This window comes from Nostoc sp. (genome assembly GCF_054880495.1).
Genome location: NZ_JBTYKD010000031.1, coordinates 1 through 22,486 on the forward strand (window position 1 = coordinate 1; position 22,486 = coordinate 22,486).

At 42.2% G+C, this 22,486-nt stretch carries 22 protein-coding genes and 1 tRNA gene; 11 read left to right on the top strand and 12 right to left on the bottom strand.

The genetic code is table 11. From position 1 onward, the window contains the following. Window positions 1-20: 20 nt before the first annotated feature. Window positions 21-1,328 carry a hypothetical protein gene (locus ACYTXL_RS03720; protein ID WP_461923535.1) on the bottom strand — a complete coding sequence of 436 codons (1,308 nt, stop codon included), beginning with the start codon at window positions 1,326-1,328 and terminating at the stop codon, window positions 21-23. Window positions 1,329-2,154: 826 nt separating this feature from the next. On the opposite strand from ACYTXL_RS03720, the gene ACYTXL_RS03725 reads away from it, so the two are divergent. Further along, window positions 2,155-2,775, top strand: a complete 621-nt coding sequence (locus ACYTXL_RS03725; protein WP_461923536.1) for a CP12 domain-containing protein — start codon at window positions 2,155-2,157, stop codon at window positions 2,773-2,775. 207 nt (window positions 2,776-2,982) lie between these two features. Here ACYTXL_RS03725 and ACYTXL_RS03730 read toward each other — a convergent pair whose 3' ends face one another. The 5 genes from ACYTXL_RS03730 to ACYTXL_RS03750 all read right to left on the bottom strand — a co-directional run bounded on the left by ACYTXL_RS03730 (window position 2,983) and on the right by ACYTXL_RS03750 (window position 7,083). After that, window positions 2,983-4,098 carry an LptF/LptG family permease gene (locus tag ACYTXL_RS03730; protein WP_461923537.1) on the bottom strand — a complete coding sequence of 372 codons (1,116 nt, stop codon included), beginning with the start codon at window positions 4,096-4,098 and terminating at the stop codon, window positions 2,983-2,985. A gap of 529 nt (window positions 4,099-4,627) precedes the next feature. Beyond that, a complete protein-coding gene (gene lptB, locus ACYTXL_RS03735) occupies window positions 4,628-5,356 on the bottom strand; it encodes an LPS export ABC transporter ATP-binding protein (RefSeq protein WP_461923538.1) in 729 nt (242 codons plus the stop codon). A 30-nt stretch (window positions 5,357-5,386) separates the two neighbouring features. Beyond that, the gene (locus ACYTXL_RS03740; RefSeq protein WP_461923539.1) at window positions 5,387-5,884 is read right to left on the bottom strand and encodes an LptA/OstA family protein; all 498 of its coding nucleotides are present in this window, start codon (window positions 5,882-5,884) and stop codon (window positions 5,387-5,389) included. A gap of 444 nt (window positions 5,885-6,328) precedes the next feature. Next, window positions 6,329-6,721, bottom strand: a complete 393-nt coding sequence (locus ACYTXL_RS03745; protein WP_461923540.1) for a DUF309 domain-containing protein — start codon at window positions 6,719-6,721, stop codon at window positions 6,329-6,331. Further along, window positions 6,718-7,083, bottom strand: coding sequence for a ferredoxin thioredoxin reductase catalytic beta subunit (locus tag ACYTXL_RS03750; RefSeq protein ID WP_461923555.1), 366 nt, complete (start codon window positions 7,081-7,083; stop codon window positions 6,718-6,720). Before ACYTXL_RS03750 ends, ACYTXL_RS03745 begins: the two co-directional genes overlap by 4 nt. Before the next feature lie 470 nt (window positions 7,084-7,553). On the opposite strand from ACYTXL_RS03750, the gene ACYTXL_RS03755 reads away from it, so the two are divergent. After that, window positions 7,554-8,213 (top strand): PEP-CTERM sorting domain-containing protein, encoded by a 660-nt coding sequence (locus tag ACYTXL_RS03755; protein WP_461923541.1) that lies wholly within the window; start codon window positions 7,554-7,556, stop codon window positions 8,211-8,213. Window positions 8,214-8,362: 149 nt separating this feature from the next. On the opposite strand, the gene ACYTXL_RS03760 is transcribed toward ACYTXL_RS03755, so the two are convergent. Further along, a complete protein-coding gene (locus tag ACYTXL_RS03760; protein ID WP_461923542.1) occupies window positions 8,363-9,547 on the bottom strand; it encodes a DUF58 domain-containing protein in 1,185 nt (394 codons plus the stop codon). Between the two features lie 412 nt (window positions 9,548-9,959). Between ACYTXL_RS03760 and ACYTXL_RS03765 the strand changes: the two genes are divergently transcribed. Continuing rightward, window positions 9,960-10,403, top strand: coding sequence for a DUF29 domain-containing protein (locus ACYTXL_RS03765; RefSeq protein ID WP_461923543.1), 444 nt, complete (start codon window positions 9,960-9,962; stop codon window positions 10,401-10,403). A gap of 300 nt (window positions 10,404-10,703) precedes the next feature. Here the strand turns inward: ACYTXL_RS03765 and ACYTXL_RS03770 are convergent, their stop codons facing one another. Continuing rightward, a complete protein-coding gene (locus ACYTXL_RS03770) occupies window positions 10,704-11,291 on the bottom strand; it encodes a Uma2 family endonuclease (protein ID WP_461923544.1) in 588 nt (195 codons plus the stop codon). A 177-nt stretch (window positions 11,292-11,468) separates the two neighbouring features. Further along, window positions 11,469-11,618, bottom strand: coding sequence for a ribbon-helix-helix domain-containing protein (locus ACYTXL_RS03775; RefSeq protein ID WP_461923545.1), 150 nt, complete (start codon window positions 11,616-11,618; stop codon window positions 11,469-11,471). A 214-nt stretch (window positions 11,619-11,832) separates the two neighbouring features. Here ACYTXL_RS03775 and ACYTXL_RS03780 point away from each other — a divergent pair, with 214 nt between their 5' ends. The 5 genes from ACYTXL_RS03780 (at window position 11,833) to ACYTXL_RS03800 (ending at window position 18,166) form a co-directional block, all read left to right on the top strand. After that, the gene (locus ACYTXL_RS03780) at window positions 11,833-12,927 is read left to right on the top strand and encodes a DUF4350 domain-containing protein (protein WP_461923546.1); all 1,095 of its coding nucleotides are present in this window, start codon (window positions 11,833-11,835) and stop codon (window positions 12,925-12,927) included. A 45-nt stretch (window positions 12,928-12,972) separates the two neighbouring features. Then, complete coding sequence (locus tag ACYTXL_RS03785) at window positions 12,973-13,923, top strand: AAA family ATPase (RefSeq protein ID WP_461923547.1); 951 nt, start codon at window positions 12,973-12,975, stop codon at window positions 13,921-13,923. Between the two features lie 123 nt (window positions 13,924-14,046). Further along, window positions 14,047-14,526, top strand: a complete 480-nt coding sequence (locus tag ACYTXL_RS03790) for a YbjN domain-containing protein (RefSeq protein ID WP_461923548.1) — start codon at window positions 14,047-14,049, stop codon at window positions 14,524-14,526. Between the two features lie 253 nt (window positions 14,527-14,779). Then, entirely contained in the window at window positions 14,780-15,442 is a 663-nt protein-coding gene (locus ACYTXL_RS03795) for a lipoate--protein ligase family protein (RefSeq protein WP_461923556.1), read from the top strand. A 363-nt stretch (window positions 15,443-15,805) separates the two neighbouring features. Then, window positions 15,806-18,166: a hypothetical protein gene (locus tag ACYTXL_RS03800; RefSeq protein WP_461923549.1), complete on the top strand. Its 2,361-nt coding sequence runs from the start codon at window positions 15,806-15,808 to the stop codon at window positions 18,164-18,166. Window positions 18,167-18,266: 100 nt separating this feature from the next. On the opposite strand, the gene ACYTXL_RS03805 is transcribed toward ACYTXL_RS03800, so the two are convergent. After that, window positions 18,267-18,458 carry a hypothetical protein gene (locus ACYTXL_RS03805; protein ID WP_461923550.1) on the bottom strand — a complete coding sequence of 64 codons (192 nt, stop codon included), beginning with the start codon at window positions 18,456-18,458 and terminating at the stop codon, window positions 18,267-18,269. An 825-nt stretch (window positions 18,459-19,283) separates the two neighbouring features. On the opposite strand from ACYTXL_RS03805, the gene thrC reads away from it, so the two are divergent. From thrC to ACYTXL_RS03820, 3 genes are all read left to right on the top strand, one after another. Further along, window positions 19,284-20,375, top strand: coding sequence for a threonine synthase (thrC, locus tag ACYTXL_RS03810; RefSeq protein ID WP_461923551.1), 1,092 nt, complete (start codon window positions 19,284-19,286; stop codon window positions 20,373-20,375). Between the two features lie 95 nt (window positions 20,376-20,470). Then, the gene (locus ACYTXL_RS03815; RefSeq protein WP_461923552.1) at window positions 20,471-21,061 is read left to right on the top strand and encodes a CpcT/CpeT family chromophore lyase; all 591 of its coding nucleotides are present in this window, start codon (window positions 20,471-20,473) and stop codon (window positions 21,059-21,061) included. 175 nt (window positions 21,062-21,236) lie between these two features. After that, window positions 21,237-21,307 (top strand) — tRNA-Cys (locus tag ACYTXL_RS03820). A 98-nt stretch (window positions 21,308-21,405) separates the two neighbouring features. Here ACYTXL_RS03820 and ACYTXL_RS03825 read toward each other — a convergent pair. Together ACYTXL_RS03825 and ACYTXL_RS03830 are read right to left on the bottom strand one after the other, a co-directional pair. After that, window positions 21,406-21,561, bottom strand: a complete 156-nt coding sequence (locus ACYTXL_RS03825) for a hypothetical protein (protein WP_461923553.1) — start codon at window positions 21,559-21,561, stop codon at window positions 21,406-21,408. Between the two features lie 167 nt (window positions 21,562-21,728). After that, on the bottom strand, window positions 21,729-21,950 hold the full coding sequence (locus ACYTXL_RS03830) for a transposase (RefSeq protein ID WP_461923554.1): 222 nt from the start codon (window positions 21,948-21,950) through the stop codon (window positions 21,729-21,731). Window positions 21,951-22,486 lie beyond the last annotated feature (536 nt).

Genomic DNA, 22,486 nt, shown 5'->3' on the forward strand with positions numbered 1-22,486 from the left:
TTCACTGCAAATAAATAAAATCACCTTTGCCCACTACCTGTATACTGTCGAAGCTGGCGAAGATATAGGGAATTAGACTGTGGTAGTTGAGTCGGCTGCTGTAAGCCATAATTACCATAGGACTGTGGTAGTTGAGCCGGCTGCTGTAAGCCATAATTACCATAGGACTGTGGTAGTTGCGTCGGTTGCTGCAAGCCATAATTACCATAGGACTGTGGTAGTTGAGCCGGCTGCTGCAAGCCATAATTACCATATCCTACAGGGTTTGTGGGGGTGACAACGCCTTGACTTGGACTCTGGCTAGAGTAAGGTGCAATATTAGTTGGTGCCAGAGAGGTGACTGGGGGTGTCAATGGTGATACGTTAGGTAATACTTGACCGTTATTTAAATTATTGTAGGGATTTTGTGGGAAATTTGTACCCGTTGAAGTAGAACCTGTACCAGTAGTTAACCCATTGTTAGGTAACACCTGACCGTTATTTAAATTATTGTAGGAATTTGGCAGCAAGTTCGTACCCGTTGACGTGTCGCCTGTCCCAGCAGTTAACCCAGTGCTAGGTAGAGAATTCTGACTGGGTAAGCTGTTGATGGGTGGCATTAGCGGTGTTCCTGGGTCAGAGACGCGCCCCAAGGCATTGATTTGAGTTGTAGTACTATTAAAATTAGACAATTTCTGGTTTGTCGATTGGTTGAGCGCCCCTTGCAGAGGGCTGATGGACACAGAATTTTGACTCTTGTTGGTTTGATTAGTGAATCCAATACCCAGACTAGAGGATATTTGTTGCTCCCCTGTTGGTTCAGACGCCGCATTTAAGGTCTTAAGACCTAGAAGTTGGTTATTATTATCAACCGTCCCAGTACGCAATAAATTTTCTGTTTGTACAACAAAGGGATTTTCTACACTTGGCGAGGTGTCGCCATTAACGCCTAAACCAGGATTTAATTTGGTATCACTAGCAGACTTTTGTTTGTTAATTGCATCCTCTAATAAGTCTTTGCTCTTTTCTCCCTGAGTGTTTTCCTTCGGGGTATTTGCTGTACCTGAGAAAGTTGCTTGCTCAAAGTCATTAAATAAAACTGGCAAGTTATCAATATCTGCTGCAATAGCTCTGTTTTCTGCTGACAGGGAGGAATCCGCAGGCTCTTGTGAAGTGACTTGTTTTTTTTGCTTATAAACGAAAATATCTGGGTTTGACCAGTATTCCCAGGTTACTAGCCCTACTACAGATAAAAAAATTGCAGTTCCCCAAAAGGCGGGTCGCGCTAGATTCGATAACCTGGCTTTGAGATAGCGTAAGTAAGCGGGAGGATAATGACGATTTGGCATGGGATTGGTAATTGAAATTTACTCGAATCGGGAAAACTTGACAGAAGCTGAAGGCATTGCTGTTTAATGCTTTTGCTTTCCTCAACAGGAAATATCTCAACTTAAGTTTGAATGGTGATTTTATCCTAACTTCTCCATGAGTTATTAGTCATTACCAATAGACATACAGCACATTTCATCTGAATGAGGTACACAAGGGCGGGCAGGATGCCCACCCCACAAGTAGTAGTAATTTATTTCTTGGAAGTCCCTAATTTAATGCACCGTTCAGGTGTTTGTTTATAGCGAGCATTTACTACTGGTATTGAAACTCGCTCACTAGTTTTCCCCCAAACATAGCCACAAATGTCTCCCCACAGGAGATAACAATTGCATCCATATAACTATACTTATACTCTGGTTGCAAACATTACTTTTTAGCTATCTCAGTATTTTCTCATGAATGATTCCGGATTGCTATAGTAGTCAAAAATTTACTTAGAAATAAGAATTAAATGACATACAATTTATGTCCCTGGCTTACCTCACCCTCAATCCCTCTCCTTTATCAGGAGAGGGAAGCTAGATACAGAATGAAGTTTTGCATTTTATTTAATCCACGTTTCTTATTAGCGGCTGGAGTCCTTTGGCAAGATTTTATAGAAAGTTATGGCAATTTATGGTTAGTTTTTGGGTATCGGTAACACTTGATAACATCAGAAGTTGACAACTGGTCTAATTTATTGTTGTAGCCGGACAAAAGTATAACTTTTTTACTTTCTAGTTAGCAAACTGTACGCTCTGAAGGCGCTGTGCTGCACCGTACTATAACCAGGAGACTACAGCAATGATGAAAGCTGAAGATATCATGACCAAAGACGTAGTTACCATTCGCGGTTCGGCGACTGTTGCTGAAGCAGTGGGGGTGATGAAAGAAAAAGGATTGCGATCGCTGGTTGTGGATCGTCGTTATGACAATGATGCTTATGGTATTGTGACAGAAACGGATATTGTCTATAAGGTAACAGCCTACGGTAAAGATCCAAAGCAAGTGCGGGTTTATGAAATTATGAGCAAGCCTTGCATTGTAGTAAATCCTGATTTGGGTGTGGAATATGTAGCGCGGTTATTTGCTAACACTGGTATCCACAGGGCACCTGTGATTCAAGGTAAGCTGTTGGGCATCATCTCGATTACCGATATTTTGACCAAAAGCGACTTTGTGGAAGCGCCACAAGCGCTACTGCTGGAGGAAAGAATTCAAAAAGCAATTGAGCAGGCTCGTGCTATTTGCACTGAACAAGGTGCTTATTCTAAACCCTGTGCAGCCGCTTGGGATGAGGTAGAAGAACTCCAAGCAGAAGCAGCTCATCAGAAATCTGAGGGTATGGTATCAGCCAAAGTTTCTTTTGAAGAATACTGTAAGGAAAACCCAGATGCACCGGAATGTCGAAATTATCATCCGTAATTGAATGTGAGTCCGATGGGTGGAGTTTGACCTCTCTGTTAGAAGGCTACGGTGTACACAGAAGTTTCTCTGGACGCAATTTACGGTTTCTCGAATAGCTTAAGAAAACCTCACCCTGGTTCTGCTACGCAAAACCTGTCCCTCTCCTTGGTAAGGAGAGGGATGTCCGTCAGGATAGGGTGAGGTTTTTGTTTTTCCTCAATTTATCTATCGTTTGGCAACTCGGATCAATAAGAATAGACCTATTCCCAAAAAAAGAAAGTTGGGCAACCAAGCCCCCATAAAGGGAGAGAGGACACCTGCTTGCCCGATCGCACCACTAATAAAGAAAATTAAGTAGTATGAAAAAATAACTATCACACTAATCCCAAAGCTGGTGCCTTTTCCAGTTCGCTGGGGTATGCTTCCCATCGCTGCACCTACTAAGCCAAAAACTACGCATACAAAAGGTAAAGAGATTTTTTGTTGAATCCGCACTTCGAGTTTACGAATTTTTTGGCGATCGCCACCGAGATTTTCTACTTCTAGTTGTTGTAGTGCTTCAGAAATATTCATCTCACCATAGTCCCGGCTTTTTTCTGCCAAACTTAATGGTGTGCGCGGTAGTTGCAGTTGTTGGTGTTCAAATCTGACAATGTTGCGATAAGAGCGATCGGCAGCGACAAAATAGATCGTGCCGTTGTAAAAATCCCAGACATTTTGCGAAGGATTCCACTGGGCAGATTCTGATACCACAATTTGATTCAGACCTTTTGTTGAGCCGTCTATAATCGTCAAACCTTTCATCCGCTTACCATCAAACTGGTCGGCGTAAAACAAGCGTGTCAATCTCCTATTATTAGAGCCATCCGGCTGGACAACATCCTGGTATTCAGGATAGAAAATATTTTGCTGTTTAAAAGTTGGCTTATCTGATTTGAGGGCTTTATCTAGAGTCATCGCCGCTTGATAATTTGCTGCTGGTGCAATTTGTTCGTTAAATACAAATGTCATTCCTGTTACCACAAGACTTAACATCACAGCAGTTAGCACCATGCGATAGACACTGACCCCACAACCACGCAGGGCAATTAGTTCGCTGTCGCTAGAAAGACGACTGTAGGTCATCAAAGTAGCCAGCAGCGTAGACATAGGGAAGGCTAAAACGATAAAGTTGGGAAATTTCAACAAAAAAACTTGAATAGCAATGTCTATAGGTAGCCCAGATTCTACAATTTTTCTGACGAGATCAAATACAGCATCAATGGTAACGCCTAGCGATGAAAAAGCTCCGACACCAAAGAAAAACGGCGCTAACAATTCGCTGGCAAGATAGCGATCCATGATCGTAAAAGGCAGCAGCGAATGGAGGCTGTAGAAAGACGTGAGCTTCTTTGAGATCATAAGCAAGTTGAAAAGTTAAATATTGATAACCTGGGTAAAGCAAAGTATACAGGAGGAGTTTGGAGAGACGCGATTAATCGGGTCTGTACAGGAGTTTAGGTCTTGAGTCTAGGCTCTGTAACTCACTTAATTGCAAACTGCTGTATCTAGTGTATTTAGCATCAAAGTTCAATTCTCAATAGCTGAGAAAGCAAAATGATAGGACTTACGCATTGACAAGAAATACCAAATATGTATCAAGTGAAAACCCACATCTCTCGTAGGGGTTTAGCATGCTTTACCCCTACAGCATTGTCTATTTACGATCAAAGGATAATTAAGAAAAGCCTGAAACAACCTATTTTTTTTAACGCTCATTACGATGAATTTGTACAGTGCGTAAGTCCTAAATGAAATAAATTAAGAAATTTATGCTTAAGAACAAACAATAAAAATATCCTTTGAAAATATTAACTAAATAATTGTTAATTTAGACTTGAAAATTGTCCCCTAAATAATATTGCCGCACGAGAGGGTTGCTGTAGAGTTCGTCAGCAGCGCCAAAAGCGAGTATTTGTCCCTCGCGCATGATGTAGGCGCGATCGGTGATTGCCAGGGTTTCGCGGACATTATGATCTGTAATTAAGATTCCCATACCGCGATCGCGCAGTTGTGCCACAATTTGCTGAATTTCTGAGACTGCGATCGGATCAACTCCCGCAAAAGGTTCATCCAAAAGTAAAAATTTTGGGCCTTCTTTTCCAGCAGCTAAAGACCTTGCTAATTCCGTCCGCCGTCGCTCACCACCAGAAAGTTGAATTCCTTTGCTATTGGCTAATTTTTCCAAGCGAAACTCCCGCAGTAAAGTTTTTAGTCGCCTTGACCACTCCCATCGTGGCACATTAGTTTGCTCTAGCACCAACAGAATATTATCCTCTACCGAGAGTTGGCGAAAAACACTTGCTTCTTGTGCTAGATAGCCAATACCCAATCGCGCCCTTTTGTGCATTGGCATTCCCGTAACATCTAGATTACCTAACCAGACTTTTCCTTGATTGGGTTTTTCTAAACCTGTGGCAATATAAAAGGTCGTCGTTTTACCAGCCCCATTGGGGCCTAGTAAACCAACGACTTCGCCCTGAGCAACAGAAAGATTGACACGATTAACAATTACTCGCTTGCCGTAAGATTTGTGAATATTCTCTAAAACAATTTTCACGCTGGAGGCACTCTTTCTTGATGGTAGATGCTAATTAGAAGGTTTGAATGCTGGTGTCTGTGGGGCAGGCTTCGCAGTTTGGCCATCATTATTTGATTCCTGGATCATGTAGATGGACTCTACCTGACGGTTGGATTGGGGTAAGGCAACAAATCGCCCTTCGTCAATTAAATAAGTTACCTTCTCTGCTCGGATACTGTTACCGCCCTGTTGCAAAATATAGACATTGCCACTGAAATCAATTCGGCGTTCTTTACTAAAGTACTGTGCTTGGGCAGATGTTGCCTGAATCTGGCGAGCCGGATACAACATTTGCACATTACCGCGAGCGGTGATTACTTGATTTTTAGCGTCATATTCTTGCACATCAGCGCGGATAGTGAGGGGACGATTTGCTCCAGATGTTTGTGCAGTAGCGGTTTGTAGTTGGGTAGGGAAGACGAAAGCGCCCAAGAGTGCAACTGGCAGCATTAAAGCTAATCCAAAGCGACGCATCTGTGATATTGGCAATTGATAGCAGGGCATCATAGCAATTTGGGATTTAGGATTTCAGCTTGTATTCTAATTATCTCAACTACTTTATCCAGACGATGAAATATATAATCTGGAGTGATTTTCGATAACTACTGGCTGAAATAGTGACGCTACCCCCAACCTCAAGGTTTCAAGTAATTGGTATGAAATCTACTACAGCTTAATATATTGGAACTCGGAACTCGGAACTTTAAGCTCATAACTCGGAACTTCAAGCTCATAACTCGGAACTTCAAGCTCATAACTCAGAACTCTAAGCTCATAACTCGGAACTCTAAGCTCATAACTCGGAACTTCAAGCTCATAACTCAGAACTTTAAGCTCAGAACTCGGAACTCTAATATCTATAATCAAACATCCAAGCTGAAAATGCGGTTATTCCAAAAATTAGTTATTCTGCCGAATATTGCAGCTACTTTTCCCAACTTCAACTCATTACTAATCAGTAGTTAGCACAATTCTAGGCAAAGATAAGACTTGATTTTCACCCAAATCACCAGATGTAATCTTCTCTGGGCCGATTTGTTGTAATGTCGTCAACAATGCTGCGCTCTGACTCAATAGCTCATCGACATCAATCCCGCTGTAACTAGATGGGTAACGCCGCAGGCGATTGCCGCCTTCTCCAAGTAGAATTACTGCACCTCGCCAGTTAAGATTCTCCAAATGATACAGTGCCACAGCAATCTGGAGAATGCCTTGATAAAAGGTTTTTTCTGGTTCGCCAGCTTCAATCCACAAAGCCTCTAAAGTGTCATGACAGGCATAGAACTGACCAGAATTGAACTGTTCTACGCCTTGCCAAAACTCTTGGGGCATGATTTCGCTCATCCCATGCTGTCTCGTACTTCTTTGATTGTTTCGAGAGATATGTCTTGTTTTTCTCCAGCAAACTCGTTGTCAGGGGTGAGGAACAACATACAATGGCACTCTTTGCGTTCTCTCATGGGTACACAAGGACAGTTCCAATATGTGGCGTGAACCTCAGCCTCTTTATCTTCGTAGTGGCGACAGGGACATAAAGGCGCACCTAGATCGTCTTTATGTTTGGCTAGTCCTTCAATCACAACTGCGGTGACAGAAGGTTCAGAACAGAAGTATGTTCCAGTACGCTTGGCGTATTGTTCGGAAAAATGCCGCATCGCCTCTAGGCTTTTATCGGTGGATTTTGTGTTATTTTCTGATGTGATCATGTTGCTCATAATTTAAATATTTCTTTGCATTGTACCTTAGCCTCACTAAGGGATTACTGGGTGTATTTTCCCAACTTTACCTGCTCAAATTGTTTTACTTTACTCCAAGGCTGATATGTCGGCTGTGCTGGGATCAGACAAAATCTCAGAAATCTCACAAGCTTAACTTATAAGCTAATCAAAATTCAAGTTGCATCTTCAGGCAGAATTTAAAAGTCAAGAGGTTGATTTATTCTCATCAACAAACGACGCTGTGATGCGTCTAAGGGAAGATGCCAAGGGCGATCCTTTGAGTACACTTATGTCAGGCTTTGTTTATTTATACATTTTGCTGAATTCTCTTCATCATAGCTTTATAAGATTTGATAAAATGACTAAGTAATAATACTTATTTTTTGCAAGTTAGTGTATATTGTGAAATGTGTAACAAAAAAAAGCACAAACTTATCAAGAGTTACAACTACTACCATATGAGTATTTCAACTGTTGCGAAAAAATTATCGACTGCTGCGATCGCAGCAACAGTCATCGTTTTGGGAATAGGAGCCGTAGCACAAGCTACTGTTTTAACATTTGATGATATAGCGCCCATTTCATATTATGATCAGATTCCTAATGGTTACGGAGGATTTAATTGGGATAATTTTTACTACGTTAATGGCTCAAGTCCTAGAGTTAGACGTACAGGCGAAGACAATGGCAGAGTATCGGGAAACTATATGGCTTTCAACGGATCTGGAAGCACAGCCCTAGTAAGTGATAGTATTTTTGACTTCAACAGTGCTTACCTATCAGCTACTTGGTATGATGGTCTTTCGGTTACTGTACAAGGTTTAAAGAGCGGCGCAACCCTGTATTCAAAAACTGTGGTTGTAGATACGACACAGCCAACTTTAGTTAATTTTGATTATTTTGGTGTTGATGAATTAAAGTTTACGTCATTTGGTGGAGTTGAGCCGGATTATCTTATAAAGACGGGTGGTCGCGGGACACAGTTTGCGCTAGATAACTTTACTTTTAATGAAAAAGTTACATCTGTTCCTGAACCTACATTTCTACCAGGGCTACTGACAATAGCTACTTTAAGTGCTGGTTCAGTATTAAGACGTAAACAGCTAAAGCAAAGTTAACTCAAACCTTGCACCTTGCCCGAATAACTAGAAGTCGTGGCTATACAAACAAGAGCTACACCTCCGTAGGCTAAAAGCTTTACAATCTTGGGAGGTAGGCTTTGTTCGTATAGCCCTTCTAGGATGTGGTTTTTTGGTGAAGGTATTGATTAATACGAATGTAATGTTTTTTGCAGTTGGGGTTGCAGAGGGCGTAGGCGTAGCCCGTCGGAGACATCGCTTTGCAAAATTATACCAGGGTGTTCCAAATTGATTACCTCTGATTCTGGTGGTGAGGAAATATTTGGCCACAAAACCCAGCGACTGCCTTGAGGAAGAGTAGCAAGGCTCAGGGGGTTTTGAGTCAGCCAAATCAAAGGGTAGTTTTTAGGAACTACTGAACTGGCATCTTCTAGGGCTGTGGTTGCTGCTAAGGTTTCTAGTACAAAGCGATCGCCTTTAATTAAATTTGTTGATGCTGTCCAGAGTTGCACCTCTAATTGCTGTTGCTGTGCGTAAAAATACAGCGAAGCGGCGGCAATTACTGCTTGTTCAAAGTTTTCATCTTCCCAATTGCTAGCACTGTCAAGAGCAATAACTATTTCTTGTCCACCTGTGACCATTTCTAACTCTCGCACCCTTAATTCGCCATAACGGGCGCTAGTCCGCCAGTGAATCAGACGAGTCGGATCTCCGATGCGGTAGGGACGGAGCGATCGCACCAGCCCCGTTGTCGCTGTCTGCAATGGTCTACCACGGGCATCGCCCTTTTTGCTCTCTTCTTGCCCCATTTCATCGACTAAGGGGCAGATAACCAAGGGTAACACTGTCGGATAGACGATCGCCATTGCAGCACAATCACGCTGACGGCGACACCAGAACAACCCCAAAGGCGCACCAGAACCTAGTTCGACTGTATGCCAGCGATAAACGCCCCGGCGCTGGGTAGGGTGATAATATACCCAACGGTAACTACCTTGGCTAGGAATTGTTTCGATTGCCTTTTGTACTGGTTTCCCTAAGACGAAGGGTATTATATCCTCAACTTGCAACAAGCTGACAGGCTGCTGTGTCTGATTGCAGATTTCTAATTCCACCGTCAGATCATCGCCAGCTGATACAGGTTGGATGGGACGACGGGTAATTGATAGACGTGTGAGCGATCGCGGTGGTAAGATAGCTGCTACACCCAAAAGGGCAAAACTGATGCCACTAATGGCGTATAGCCAACCAGCCATCGTATTGATACCTGCTCCAAAAAAACAAATAGCGGTTGCTGCTAGTACCCAACCCCCATAAGAAGGGGCACAAGCACGGGTTTCTAACCAATTAGTGATGGGTTTGAGGATTTTCATGTTTCTTTTTTAACTCAACACCACCCGAAATTCACAGTATTATCTTTTCAAAGCGCTTTCTCATGTCGTGGTAATCGCTTTGTACACGACTTATCTAAATATATATTTGGCTTATTTATGGTTAAATCATTGAAACTTTGGTTTTGATGTATGAGGTGATAACACCTGAAGAGATGGTGGGACGTTTCGAGTTTGTGTGAAATAAAAGCAGCATTGAAAGAGTTGCATCTTCAAAAGCATTTAGGTAGAGTCAGTTAAGAGTTGTATGCACACCTTAACAACTTATCTATATTTTGGTGGTTTGCATCTATAAATTTATTGAAAGCGGCTATCCCTTTCCATCCCAAGAGTGGGTGGAGTTTTTTGTAATTGTATATGATTAAATTATGGAACGTAGGTATAAGGTAAAAATATGACAATTACTACCAACTTAAAACAACTCTATGAAACCGATGATAATTTATGGTTAGAAAAAACTATTGAATTATTAAAACAAAAACAGTTTAACCAACTTGATTTAGAAAACTTAATTGAGGAATTAATCAGTTTGGGGAAAAGAGATTTAGCTAAAGCCAAAAGTCTTTTAAGGCAAATTATTATTCATTTATTATTACTCCAATATTGGCAGGTAGAATATGAAAGAAACTATCGTCATTGGATTGGAGAAATTAAAACCTTTAGATATGACTTAAATAATCATTTAACGACGAATTTAATAAACAAGTTACAGGATGATTTAGAGAATATTTATCAAAGTGCGGTTGATTTTGTAAAAATTAAAACCGATTTAAGTATTTTTCTAGAAAAGTGTCCTTACACTCTTGTACAATTATTAGATGAAAATTATTTAGCTTAAATATATCAGTCTTATAGCGTTTCCTAATCACATAAGGTACATCTTAGCCCCCTCCTCGCTTGCGGGGAGGGGGTTGGGGGTGGGGTTCTTGTACCTCACTCAAGCGAGAACCGCTATATCTAATTTTTGTGAAATGAAAGCAGCACCGAGAGGCGATGTCTACGATGGTCACTGAGCTTACCGTTCGCGCAGCGCGATGCCCTGAGCTTGCCGAAGGATCTCGTAGAGAAGTGCGGGCTACGCCTACGCAATGTCCCAAATAGTCATGAGAATTCCCGTTTCAGTACTAAAGGAATAATGTCAAGCTTTGCAATGTAACCAAGCAAAAACTTCATCAACAGAGAGTGTCAAATTCAAATCTTCTAACACTGGTAATATATCTTTTCCTGCTAATAAATATGGTAAAGAATTAGGTTGATAAACTAAAACACAGCGTTCACTTGGATCAATCAACCATCCTAGCTGGCTGCCATTTCTCAAACAGTGTAAAATATTGCCAGTAACTTTAGTTTGACTTTGAGCAGGGGAAAGAATTCGTATTACCCAAGCGGGTGCAAAATCAATACCGCTGCTAATAATCTCACCGCTTTCATCCAGTGGTAGTTGATTGGTAGAGATAACAACCACATCAGGAACTACTGAACGATTACCGCAGGTACAGCGCAATTCAGGAAAGGCTTCGTAGTTACTGCCCAACCCATCAATTACTGCAACTAAACGTTTTTGCAATAAGCTGTGTTTAGCTCCTCCCATTGGTTTCTGAATTGCCTCTCCATTAATATATTCCCAACCTGGTGACTCTTCAATATATGGAAGTTTTAAAAACTCCTCTAGAGTCGTGCTTTGTGGAACTGTAATTTTTCCTGGCTTCAACCCAACATTTTTCATAATCCTCGCCTTGAGATTGGAACCAAGCCAGCGTGTCGGGATCTACTTGAACAATTTTAACTTGATGTTTGTGGATAACACAAAATCAATGAAATCGGTCACTTATTGTAGGAGTGGTTCGGAAAGTTGCTGCAATTTTGCGATGTCTATGAAAAGCTCGCCTACGCGTTAAAAATTTCATGTTCGCGTCCCGGCATGAGAACCTCGATCGTATTCATCTAGCAACCGTAAGGCAATTTCAAGGGCTTCCTCTGCGGAGGGATATTTCCCAGCCTGGAGCTTGGTTTGAATAAAGCGTTCTTGATCGGGTGTGAGACTGATGCTCATAGAAAACCTCTATTCAGATTATTCACCATTTTAAGTCAAAAAACTCACCGGAATATCAACGGCGAGGAGCAATCTTGGTCTTGGTTAAAAAGCCGCATCCGTAGGAGTATGCGGTTCGTTAATAAGATTAATTATATTTTTGACTTTACCTAAAAAATAAGTAAGTATTAACACTAGTGATCCTGCAACGAAGTGATTATAGTGAAAGTCAAAAATGAAACGTTCAAATCGCCTTGCTTGGATGGGAGCGATCGCACTAACTGCAATCGTTTTACTTAGTTTTATCGCGGCTCCTAATAATACTAAACTTAACACTGGCTCTACTTATAACCGCGCCTCCGATGGCTATGGTGCTTGGTATGCTTTTATGCAACAGCAGGGAATTTCTATCAAGCGCTGGCAAAAGCCTTTTAGTGAGATTCAGCCAGAGAACAGCCCAATTACCATCCTACAGGTAGGTGGCTATCCAAGGGAGAGGATACTGGATAGTCAAGAGCGTGAATGGGTAGAAAAAGGGAATACTTTGGTAATTTTGGGTGCAGGGGCGCGGGTTACAGAAGCAGAGTTTAGCACGATGCAGAAATCTCCCCAAGGTGATATCAAAATTGATACACGTAGACGATATAAAAAAGCTAACTCAAAGCAAATTGATTTAGGCGATCGCTTTGGTGCTATTGTCTGGGAAGAAAATTACAAACAAGGAAAGGTGATTTTTTCTACCACTCCTTATTTAGCCGCCAACGCCTACCAAGATTATTTAAGTAATTTCAAGTATCTAGCCAATTTGGTTACTGAAAAAGGTAACACAGTATTTGTCGATGAATACATCCACGGCTATAAAGATGCCGATATCAGGAAGAAAGAAAGCGAAGGAGATTTATCTAGCTTTTTTGCTAAAACTCCTTTATTTCCAATATTAGTGCAAGTAGGTATCCTGCTATTGCTGCTAACTTGGGGGCAGAATCGCCGTTTTGGTAAGCCAGTAGCTTTAAATACACCAGTTGTAGATAACAGTGAGGCATACATCCAAGCTTTAGCGGGAGTGTTGCAGAAAGCTGATACCGCCGACTTTGTTGTACAGATGGTGGGTAAACAAGAACAACTACAACTCCAAAAAGCTTTGGGATTAGGGCAAGTACTTTTAGAACCTCAAGCCTTGATCAATTTCTGGATAGAAAAAACAGGCGCAAGTGCAGCAGAACTAGATGCAGTTTTAAAGCTACAATCTCGCAAACAACCCATCAGTGAACGAGACTTGTTAAGCTGGTTGGGGAAATGGCGAACCATTAGACTAATTCGTAATTCGTAATTCGTAATTCGTAATTAATTTTTGAGGACTTCCAAATAAAAAAATATGAGCGAAACCCATCCTATCTTAACTCGCCTTAGTCAAGGTCTTAATCAAGTAGTTGTCGGACAATCTAGCCTAATACAACAAGTTTTAGTGGCACTGCTAGCGGGTGGACACGTAATTTTGGAAGGAGTACCGGGAACTGGTAAAACCCTTCTAGTAAAAGTGTTGGCGCAGTTAATTCAAGGGGAGTTTCGCCGGATTCAACTAACACCAGATGTTTTACCTTCAGATATTACTGGTACAAATATTTTTGACTTGAATAGCCGCAATTTCACTTTGAAAAAAGGGCCAATATTTACCGAAGTGCTGCTAGCAGACGAAATCAATCGTACTCCTCCCAAGACACAAGCAGCGCTACTGGAAGCGATGGAAGAGATGCAGGTAACGCTGGATGGTGAAAGTTTACCCTTACCAGATTTATTTTGGGTGATTGCAACCCAAAATCCCCTGGAATTTGAGGGGACTTATCCCTTACCAGAGGCGCAGTTAGACAGATTTTTATTTAAGCTGGTAGTAGATTATCCTGATAAAACTGCCGAAAAGCAAATGTTACTCAATCGTCAGGCGGGTTTTGCAGCACGGCGTTTGGATATTAGCCGTTTGAAACCAATCGCAACAGTAGCCGACATTTTGCAAGCACGACAAGCAGTCAAAGAGGTTAAAGTATCAGAAGCGATCGTTGATTATTTGTTGGCGTTGGTGAGAACATCGCGTCAATATCCTGATTTAACTTTAGGTGCATCGCCTCGCGCCGCCGGTGCTTGGTTGCAGACATCTCAAGCCCTAGCGTGGTTAGGTGCGAAAGATTTTGTCACGCCAGATGATGTTAAAGCAGTTGCAGCGCCACTGCTACGTCATCGCCTCATTTTGAAACCAGAAGCGATGCTAGATGGTTTACAAATGGATGCGGTAATTGCGTCGGTAATTAATCAAGTGCCTGTTCCCAGGTGAAAAAATTCGTCAGGCTATATGCACATTTGGAAGGTAGCCGCAAAAGGAAGCTCAAACTAACTGCGTCTACAAGTTATAAAGTATGTGTAGATCAAACAGCGAGTATGTTGAGAAAAAATTTGTATGACAAGCTCCCAAGAAATTCTAACTAGTAACGAATCCATTAATGAGCTAATCGCCGAGAGGACAAGCATTAACCATGTCGAGGTAATTGAAAATGTCATCGATTCTTTGGAACAAGACGACAGTGCGATGGTTAGCCACACTCCAGAAGGTGGTCATCTCTGGAAATTTAAGTATGGAAGTGTGCAAGTATTTGTCCAACTCAACGGGACAACCGATGAAGACACCATAACGGTTTGGTCTGAGGTGCTAAATTTACCTGCTAAAGATGAACCCAGATTGCTGCGTTATTTGTTGGAGTTGAACTGCTCCAGCACTTTTGAAGCGCGTTTTGGTATTGTTGAAAACCGAGTGGTTGTGATATCAACACGCACCTTAGCGGAGTTATCTCCTGGCGAAGTTTCTCGGCTGATTACCATTGTGGCAACGATCGCTGATAATAACGATGAAGCTTTACAATCGGAATTTGGTGCAGCTTGACTAATCGCTTCACTTCAGTTATGAGTTATGAGTGCTGAGTTATAAGTTGTCAGTTGTATAAACTTTTTAACTCCTAACTCCTGTACAGACGCGATTAATCGCATCTCTAACTCCCAACTCCTGTACAGACGCGATTAATCGCGTCTCTCCCAACTCCTGTACAGACGCGATTAATCGCGTCTCTAACTCCCAACTCTTGAATTCTAAAGTGTGGCGACTAATTCCTTTGCTAGAGGCGGCTGGGGATGTGCAAATGGCGATTGACCGATGGTTACTAGAACAGCACCAGTCTGGAAAGCATCCGCCAACTTTGCGCTTTTATACCTGGTTGCCACCTGCCATTTCTCTCGGCTATCATCAACGCCAATACCCTGAATATTGGCAACATTTAACTTGGCAAGGGCAAAAACTGGATTTAGTGCGGCGTCCTAGCGGTGGACGGGCGGTGCTACATCAAGGTGATTTAACTTACGCTGTAGTTACATCTGGACTAATGGGTAGTCGCCTCCAGGTGTACGAAAAAATTTGTGAGTTTTTGATTCAAGGCTGGCGATCGCTTGGCGTACAATTACATTACGGTACGGTTGGGCGAGGTTACATCCACAACCCTAATTGTTTTGGCACCGCTACCAGTGCAGATTTAGTTTTACCAGATGGTGCTAAACTCATTGGTAGCGCTCAACTGCGGCGTGCTGGGGTAATTTTGCAACATGGTTCAATCCGTTTGCAACCCGATGCTGAACTGTTCAATCAAGTATTTGGTGCAGAATCTTTTACGAATGTACAACTGCCTCAAAGTCTAAGTATTGAAAAGCTTATTGCAGCTTTGGTTGCCGCAGCTAGTAATTGTTTTGATATGCAAATAGAGTTGCAACCTCTCTCACAATCTGAGTGGGAGGAAATTTTGGCGCATTAGCAATATAAAAACCCTGACCCCAATAATCGCTCCCATCGTAAATACGGTGAAGCAGCCCTGAAGACGGGTTTACCGTCGCAGGGGACTGCTGAACCCGAAGGGTGAAAAGCTTGACTGTAATATATCTGATAAAAAACTCCACCCACAAAGGGATGGAGTTTTTGAGCATGGGGAATGGGGAAATTTACGGATTTTTTCCCAAATTAGACTTAATGCTTTTGGGCAACTTTTTGAAAGGGCGAGTATAACAGGGGAGTGGGGAGTTAGAAGTTAGCGATTAGGTATTGTTTATTGGAAAGAATTCAGTCCCAATGCCCAATGCCCCATACCTAATAAGTCTTATTGGATTGATTGAAAACTAATATGGCAAAACGCTCACGCAAGCTGACGCCAAAAGCTTCTAAACGAAATAAACCTCATGCAGGTGTGATAAAACGCGTCGCTAAAAAACCCCAGAAAAAACTAAAATGGGCAAGTTGGTTGTCGTCAATGCTAGCGATCGCAATTCTGTTAACTAGTGCTAGTCTAATTATGGCTTTTGCCTGGATTAGCGTTCTCTTCATCTTCAATCCAGATCAGGTAAGCTGGCTAAATAAAATTTTACCTGCATGGGCACAAATTCCCCTTGTGAAGCACGAACGCCCCCAAACTCTCAAACAAATTCAACTCGATTTGAGTAAAAAAAACCAAATATTTGGGGAAACTCTGCCTTTAAATCAGGATGCGGAAAACTCATTTTTACTCCCAGTTTTTCAACAGCGTGCTAATTGTGAATCTGATTGTGAAGAACTTGTGGAACTCAGGGTTTACGAGCGCTCAGAAGAGTTAGAGTTTAAATCTCAGTCAGAAAATTACTACTATCTGGCGACTCAATTGCCGATAACTGGACTAGAAGAATCCTTTGTGATTTCTCCCTTGCTTGATGGGACATCAGAACCCCAGGATATCAATATTTCCCTACCTTTAACTCAAGTGCAACCCTTTGAAAGCGGTACACCATTACCAGGGGTTTGGTTTAATTTGTGGGGTCAACGCCAACAAGTAACTGGTGCAAACGCCTACGGTTACCTCGTATACTACAATCCAGAACGCACCAATTTACTACAAATGTTGTCTTGGACTAGTCCTAATGGACAATTTCCCAAATGGCAGCAGGTAACTGGTGATGGTACAAAAGAGTTGGTTGTTGATCAAACTATAGGTTTAGAACCGCACTTACAGCTTTACCAACTCAAGCCTCTAAAATTATTCCTCAAACCAATTGAATTGGAGGCGATTACTCTCAAATCAGCAGCCCTCAAAGATTTAGCATACCAAAATGCCCTATCAATTGCCCGTAGTGGACTTTGGACACCAGCCTTTGAATGGTTGAAATTCATCAAGAAACAGCGCAAAGGAGTTTTGCCAGAGGCGGCGCAAGCGCAAATGGATTTGATTCGCTTGTATTCCCAACTTACTAAAACTCAAGCTGATAAAAATTGGGCAAGTCCTAGTCAACAAGTGTTGGCAGATTTAATTGATGGTCGCTGGGGGAAGGCTTTACAGGTCTTTGAAGCGTCGCCACATAATAGCCAAGAAATTGTTACCCTACTCAAAGCTGATGAAAAAACGTTGTGGAATCGCACAGTGGCGGCGTTGCGGGTGAACCCAAATAGACGAGATGTGCAAGCTTGGTTCGCTTTGATTTTAGCAGTTCAGCGAGGAGAAGAACGTACTAATTCTTGGTTAAAGGCGCAACCAAAAATTACAAAAGATAATCTTGCCTATATTCAAAGTCTGTTAGCACGACTTAATCCTGAGGGTAGAAAGTCCCAAATATTTTCTACTCACCCTAGTGAGATTGTTGGTACTGTGCAACCAATCACTCAAGTTATCAACAGCGAATGGCTGCAACCAAATTCCCCAGCAGATTTGAAACTCACGGATAACCAAGTTTGGTATCAGGTGGAAGTGAGTGCATTTAATGATGGGAAACGCTGGCTAAATTCCCCCTTTGAGAATTTCAACTTACCCAAAACTGACGCCGCTAAATTTTTATGGAAAACTTTGGGAATCACTTCTGACCCGGAAATCCAGATTGTGGTCTGGTTGCCAAATGGAGAACAACAAATTAGTATAGCCACTATCAAAGCGGTGCAACTGCGGAGTAAAGTTTTGCGTCTATTAGCTGCTAGCCCAAAAATTCCACAGAATCAAAATAATCTTCTCCAACCCAAACCTTTAGCTTTGACAAATGCAGCACTGAAATGGGTGCAACCATCTCCAATTACTCTCCAAGAACTGCATCAACAAAATCCCCAAGGGGTCAAGATAATTTTATCGAGTATGTGGCAATCTTTACAGCAATCGGGTGAAGTTCCGGCTGGTGCTATTCCTAGCTTTGAGCAGATGCAGGAAAAGTTGGGTGATTGGCCGGTTCAAGTGATTGATTTAACAAATAACGCTCAACCAGAAATAATACTGACTATCTCAGTAGAAGAAATAGCATCCTTGAATCTGCCTAAACCTGGAATTGAGAGAGAAAACACAGAGCAACGCCGTGACCGGACTATAATTTTGTCTGATCAGAATAAAGTCATTTACACTGATTTTACAAGAAATTACTTACAAAAACTCTCTGCGATCGCCAAGCTTTCAGGCGTGCAATCCTTAGCTTTACTTGTAGAAAATGCTCATAACTACAGTTTGAGGCGCTGGTCTGAGAAAAATCAGCGCTTTGAATAGCACGCCCCTAACTAAAATTTACCCCTGACTCAAATTTAAATTAGAGAGGGGAAAGGCGTAGGCGTAGCCCGTCGTAGACATCGCTATCTCCAAAAGTGACTTATTCTTTTTGGTTAGTGTCGGCTAGACGTTGGTGCTTGAGGTTTTCCAACTGCTGCAACAGAGACTCTACCTCTGCTTGTAAATGCATAAATTTAGCTTGCTGATCGTCTTGATAATAAGACTTGGTTAACTTACTGACCCAGTTGGTCTGGGACTCGTGATCGGAAACACTAGATAAACAAGTAGGCATCGCTAATTAAATCCATAATTTAACTCACACCATTAGAAATATTATAATAATGCTATTTGAAGCTTTATTAAATAATTGTATATTTTAATCAATTACTCTAATGGATTTTATGTTCAATCATCAAAGACGGTGATCATAATGGCTGTGTTCCAGAGAAAACATCGCCCTAAGTGGCAAAGCTTCTGTCCAGTTGAGGTTACTTAGCAATATGTAAACTTAATTAATGCCCTGTCAATTATGGTTGTATGAATTATGAGCACAGTTTTGGGGGAATTTACGCAAGATTTTAGATCATATAGACTAGATTTCATTGAAAGCGGCGGGAAAGTCCATCCCAAAAGTGGGTGGAGAGGAATAGCCGCCCCAACCCTTGGGGCATAGGGCATGGGCCAAACAGGTAACTTCTTCCCCATTCCCCATGCCCAAAAACTCCACCCACAAGGAGATGGAGTTTTTTATTAAGGAACTGACAGATAAAAAAACATCCCAAATTTTCTTGTGGGATGGGTGTCTGCACCCTTCCTATATTCAGGGCGGGCTTTCCTGCCCACCCCACAAGATGGATAATTTATTTCTTGTCAGTCCCTAAACCGAAGGTCGCGGTGGCAGTTTATGATAAACTTACATTCTAAATAAAATAAAAATAGCAACTGTAACGCCTGCACCACAAAAAATAATATTCTTAATAATATAGGTTTGGAATTAGGGGACTCTTAACTGGGAACTGGCAAAGAAAAATTTACTTTCTTCCTTTTCCCCATTCTCTCCTTCCCTATCCCACCCTTTCTAAATATCCAATCCTTACATTAAGAAATTTTAAATCCCGTGACTTTGAGCCTGTCTACTGCTAAATCTCACCGCCAACCCTGGCCTGGACTGATAGAAGCCTATCGTGAATATTTGCCTGTCAGCGAAAAAACACCGATTGTCACATTGTTGGAGGGTAACACACCTCTAATACCAGTGCCAGCGATCGCCGAACGCATTGGCAGACAAGTGCGGGTTTTTGTCAAATATGACGGTCTGAATCCCACCGGCAGCTTCAAAGACAGGGGGATGACTATGGCAATTTCCAAAGCCAAGGAAGCAGGGGCAAAAGCAGTAATTTGTGCTAGCACGGGCAATACTTCAGCCTCCGCCGCCGCTTATGCTAGGCGTGGGGGAATGAATGCCTTTGTACTGATTCCCGAAGGTTATGTGGCGCTAGGCAAGTTAGCCCAAGCATTACTCTACGGTGCAGAAGTATTGGCAATTAAAGGTAATTTTGACCAAGCGCTAGAAATTGTCCGCGAGATGTCCAAAAGCTATCCCATAACTTTGGTGAATTCGGTCAATCCCTACCGCATAGAAGGGCAGAAAACAGCAGCCTTTGAAATTGTTGATGTGCTAGGTGATGCCCCAGACTGGCTGTGTATCCCCGTGGGCAATGCCGGAAATATCACAGCATATTGGATGGGATTTTGTCAATATCATCAAGCCAAAAAGTGCGATCGCCTACCCCGAATGATGGGATTCCAAGCCGCAGGTGCAGCCCCATTAGTACATGGTCAGCGAGTGCCGCATCCCGAAACCCTAGCGACTGCAATTCGCATTGGCAACCCTGCAAGTTGGGAGTTAGCTGTTGCAGCGCAAACCGCAAGTCAGGGGAATTTCCACGCCGTTACCGATGCTGAAATTCTCGACGCTTATCGACTTTTAGCAACATCAGAAGGTATCTTCTGTGAACCTGCTAGCGCCGCTTCTGTAGCGGGGTTGTTGCAGGTGAAAGACCAAATTCCTACAGGGGCGACAGTGGTTTGTGTCCTCACAGGCAATGGTCTAAAAGACCCAGATACAGCCATTAAGCACAATCACAGTCAATTTCAACAGGGTATTGCCGCAGAATTGGGCGTAGTCGCCCAGGCAATGGGATTTTAGCACTCTGGAACTAAGAGCGATCGTAATATCTAATTGAAAAATTGCGTAGACATCAGAACTTTCCCAGAGGAATTTTGAATTCGGAGCGAAGCAACGTGACTCATTCTACTGATATTGCCACCTTAGCCCGGTGGATGGCAGCTGACTTTAGCAATCAAGAACAAGCTTTTGAAAACCCGCCTTTTTATGCCCACATTCGCGTGTGTATCCGTCCCCTTCCCTTGGAATTGTTCTCAGGAGTAAGTTTGTTTCTCGAACAAGCTTATGATTTTATGCTCAATCAACCCTATCGAATGCGGGTAATGAAGTTGATTCCGACAGAAAACCACATTGTTATTGAACACTACACAGTTAAAGAAGAACAAAAATTTTTCGGCGCATCTCGTGACCCCGAACGTTTAAAAGTTTTATCCGTTGACCAATTGGAAAAAATGCCAGGTTGCAACATGGTTGTAGAGTGGACAGGTAATAGCTTTAAAGGCAGAGTCGAACCTGGTAAAGGCTGCATTGTGGTTCGTGACGGCAAAAATACTTATCTAGATAACGAATTTGAGATTGACGCTAAAGAATTTTTCAGCCTCGACCGGGGAAGGGATTTAGACACAAATGAACGTCTATGGGGTTCTATCGCCGGCCCATTTCATTTTGTTCGATGGGGCAGTTTTGCCGATGAAGTAAAGGTTTGACAAGTCGAAAAAAGCTCGATTTCTCTATTGTTCTCTCGTTCCCATGTGAATCATGGGAACGAGGAAAAATTACAGATTAGTTTTTGTGCTACTATTGTTAAACTAGCGCTGTTAGATCCTCTTTGGCTCTCAAAACTATCGAGTGGCAGGCAGAAGGCTGTATGTTTGATGCTGTGGCGGCATAGCCAAGTGGTAAGGCAGAGGTCTGCAAAACCTCCACCCCCGGTTCAAATCCGGGTGCCGCCTTTAGGTTCTAGAAGGCTAGAACCAAAACAATAACCAGAAGGGGTATTTTTGATAGTCAAGTCGATAGTCAAAGTATCCTTAGCGATCGCGCTTGACAGCTAAACGGCATCAGGGATAATATCTTCATAGGGTTGATTAAGAGGATACCTATCCTCTAGGTTAGCAATGCTCAATGTGAGGTTAACTATACCTGGGTTATCATCCTCTCTCTCAAGCCTAGCGCGCAGGATGTTATTAGCAGTAATGGCTCTCAAACACTCTCCCAGTTCTTTATTGGCAGTCGATATATAGGACTCCTATTTGATTTTTGAACAATCAAGCTGCCTAGAAGCTTGACATACAAAGCTTGACTTCTCAGTATACTGAGCAAGATTCAAGTAGGATTACTATATGGCAGGACTATTTCATTCTAAAAAATTGCTTAAGTGTGTCTAACCAAAATGAACATAAGCGCCCTCGCTTGTGCCATATTTTCAAACATTTGACTTCGATATAAATTCAGAGTGAAATTACGAGCGATAGCAAAAATCTGGGGTAAAGGTTTAGTACGAATTCTAGAAGCGTCTTCTCCTTGAGTTACATCTCGAACATAATGAACTTTATTTTCAACGCCCCAATATCCCCGATAGGTGCTAACTAACATTATTGCTGGATGGGAATCGGAAGAGAGGATTATCTTCTTCGATTTGATACGAACCTTTGATGACTTTGCCATCTAACCCTATGTTTATCCGCAGACTGGTTGTATATTAAACAACTTAGCAAGACACGCTCCATATTCCTCGTAATTAACCTGTAACAAGGCACCACGTAAGGTGCTATATGAGGGCAATCTATTTTTCACAGGTTTTAATAGTTCTATCAATTCTTCGTCGTAGCTTGCAATCCAATCTCCCATTGCTAAAAATCCTTTATTCCCCCCTGCGATGCCGAAGGCGGGCTGCGCCTACGCAAGGGTAAATAATGCTAGACACAATGGCAACGTATGACGTTGCCCAGCTCGGCGACGGGGGTCTTGAAGCTCAACAAAAGCTTCAATTATTGCTGGTTGGCTCACGGTACTAGATGTATTTCATTTTTAGTGCTGCATTTTACCATACAGCCTTTATGTTTAGAATGAAATAGCCCTGGGTGATTATGGCAGTTTATGGACTGATCGAATTACGACTTTATGGTTTC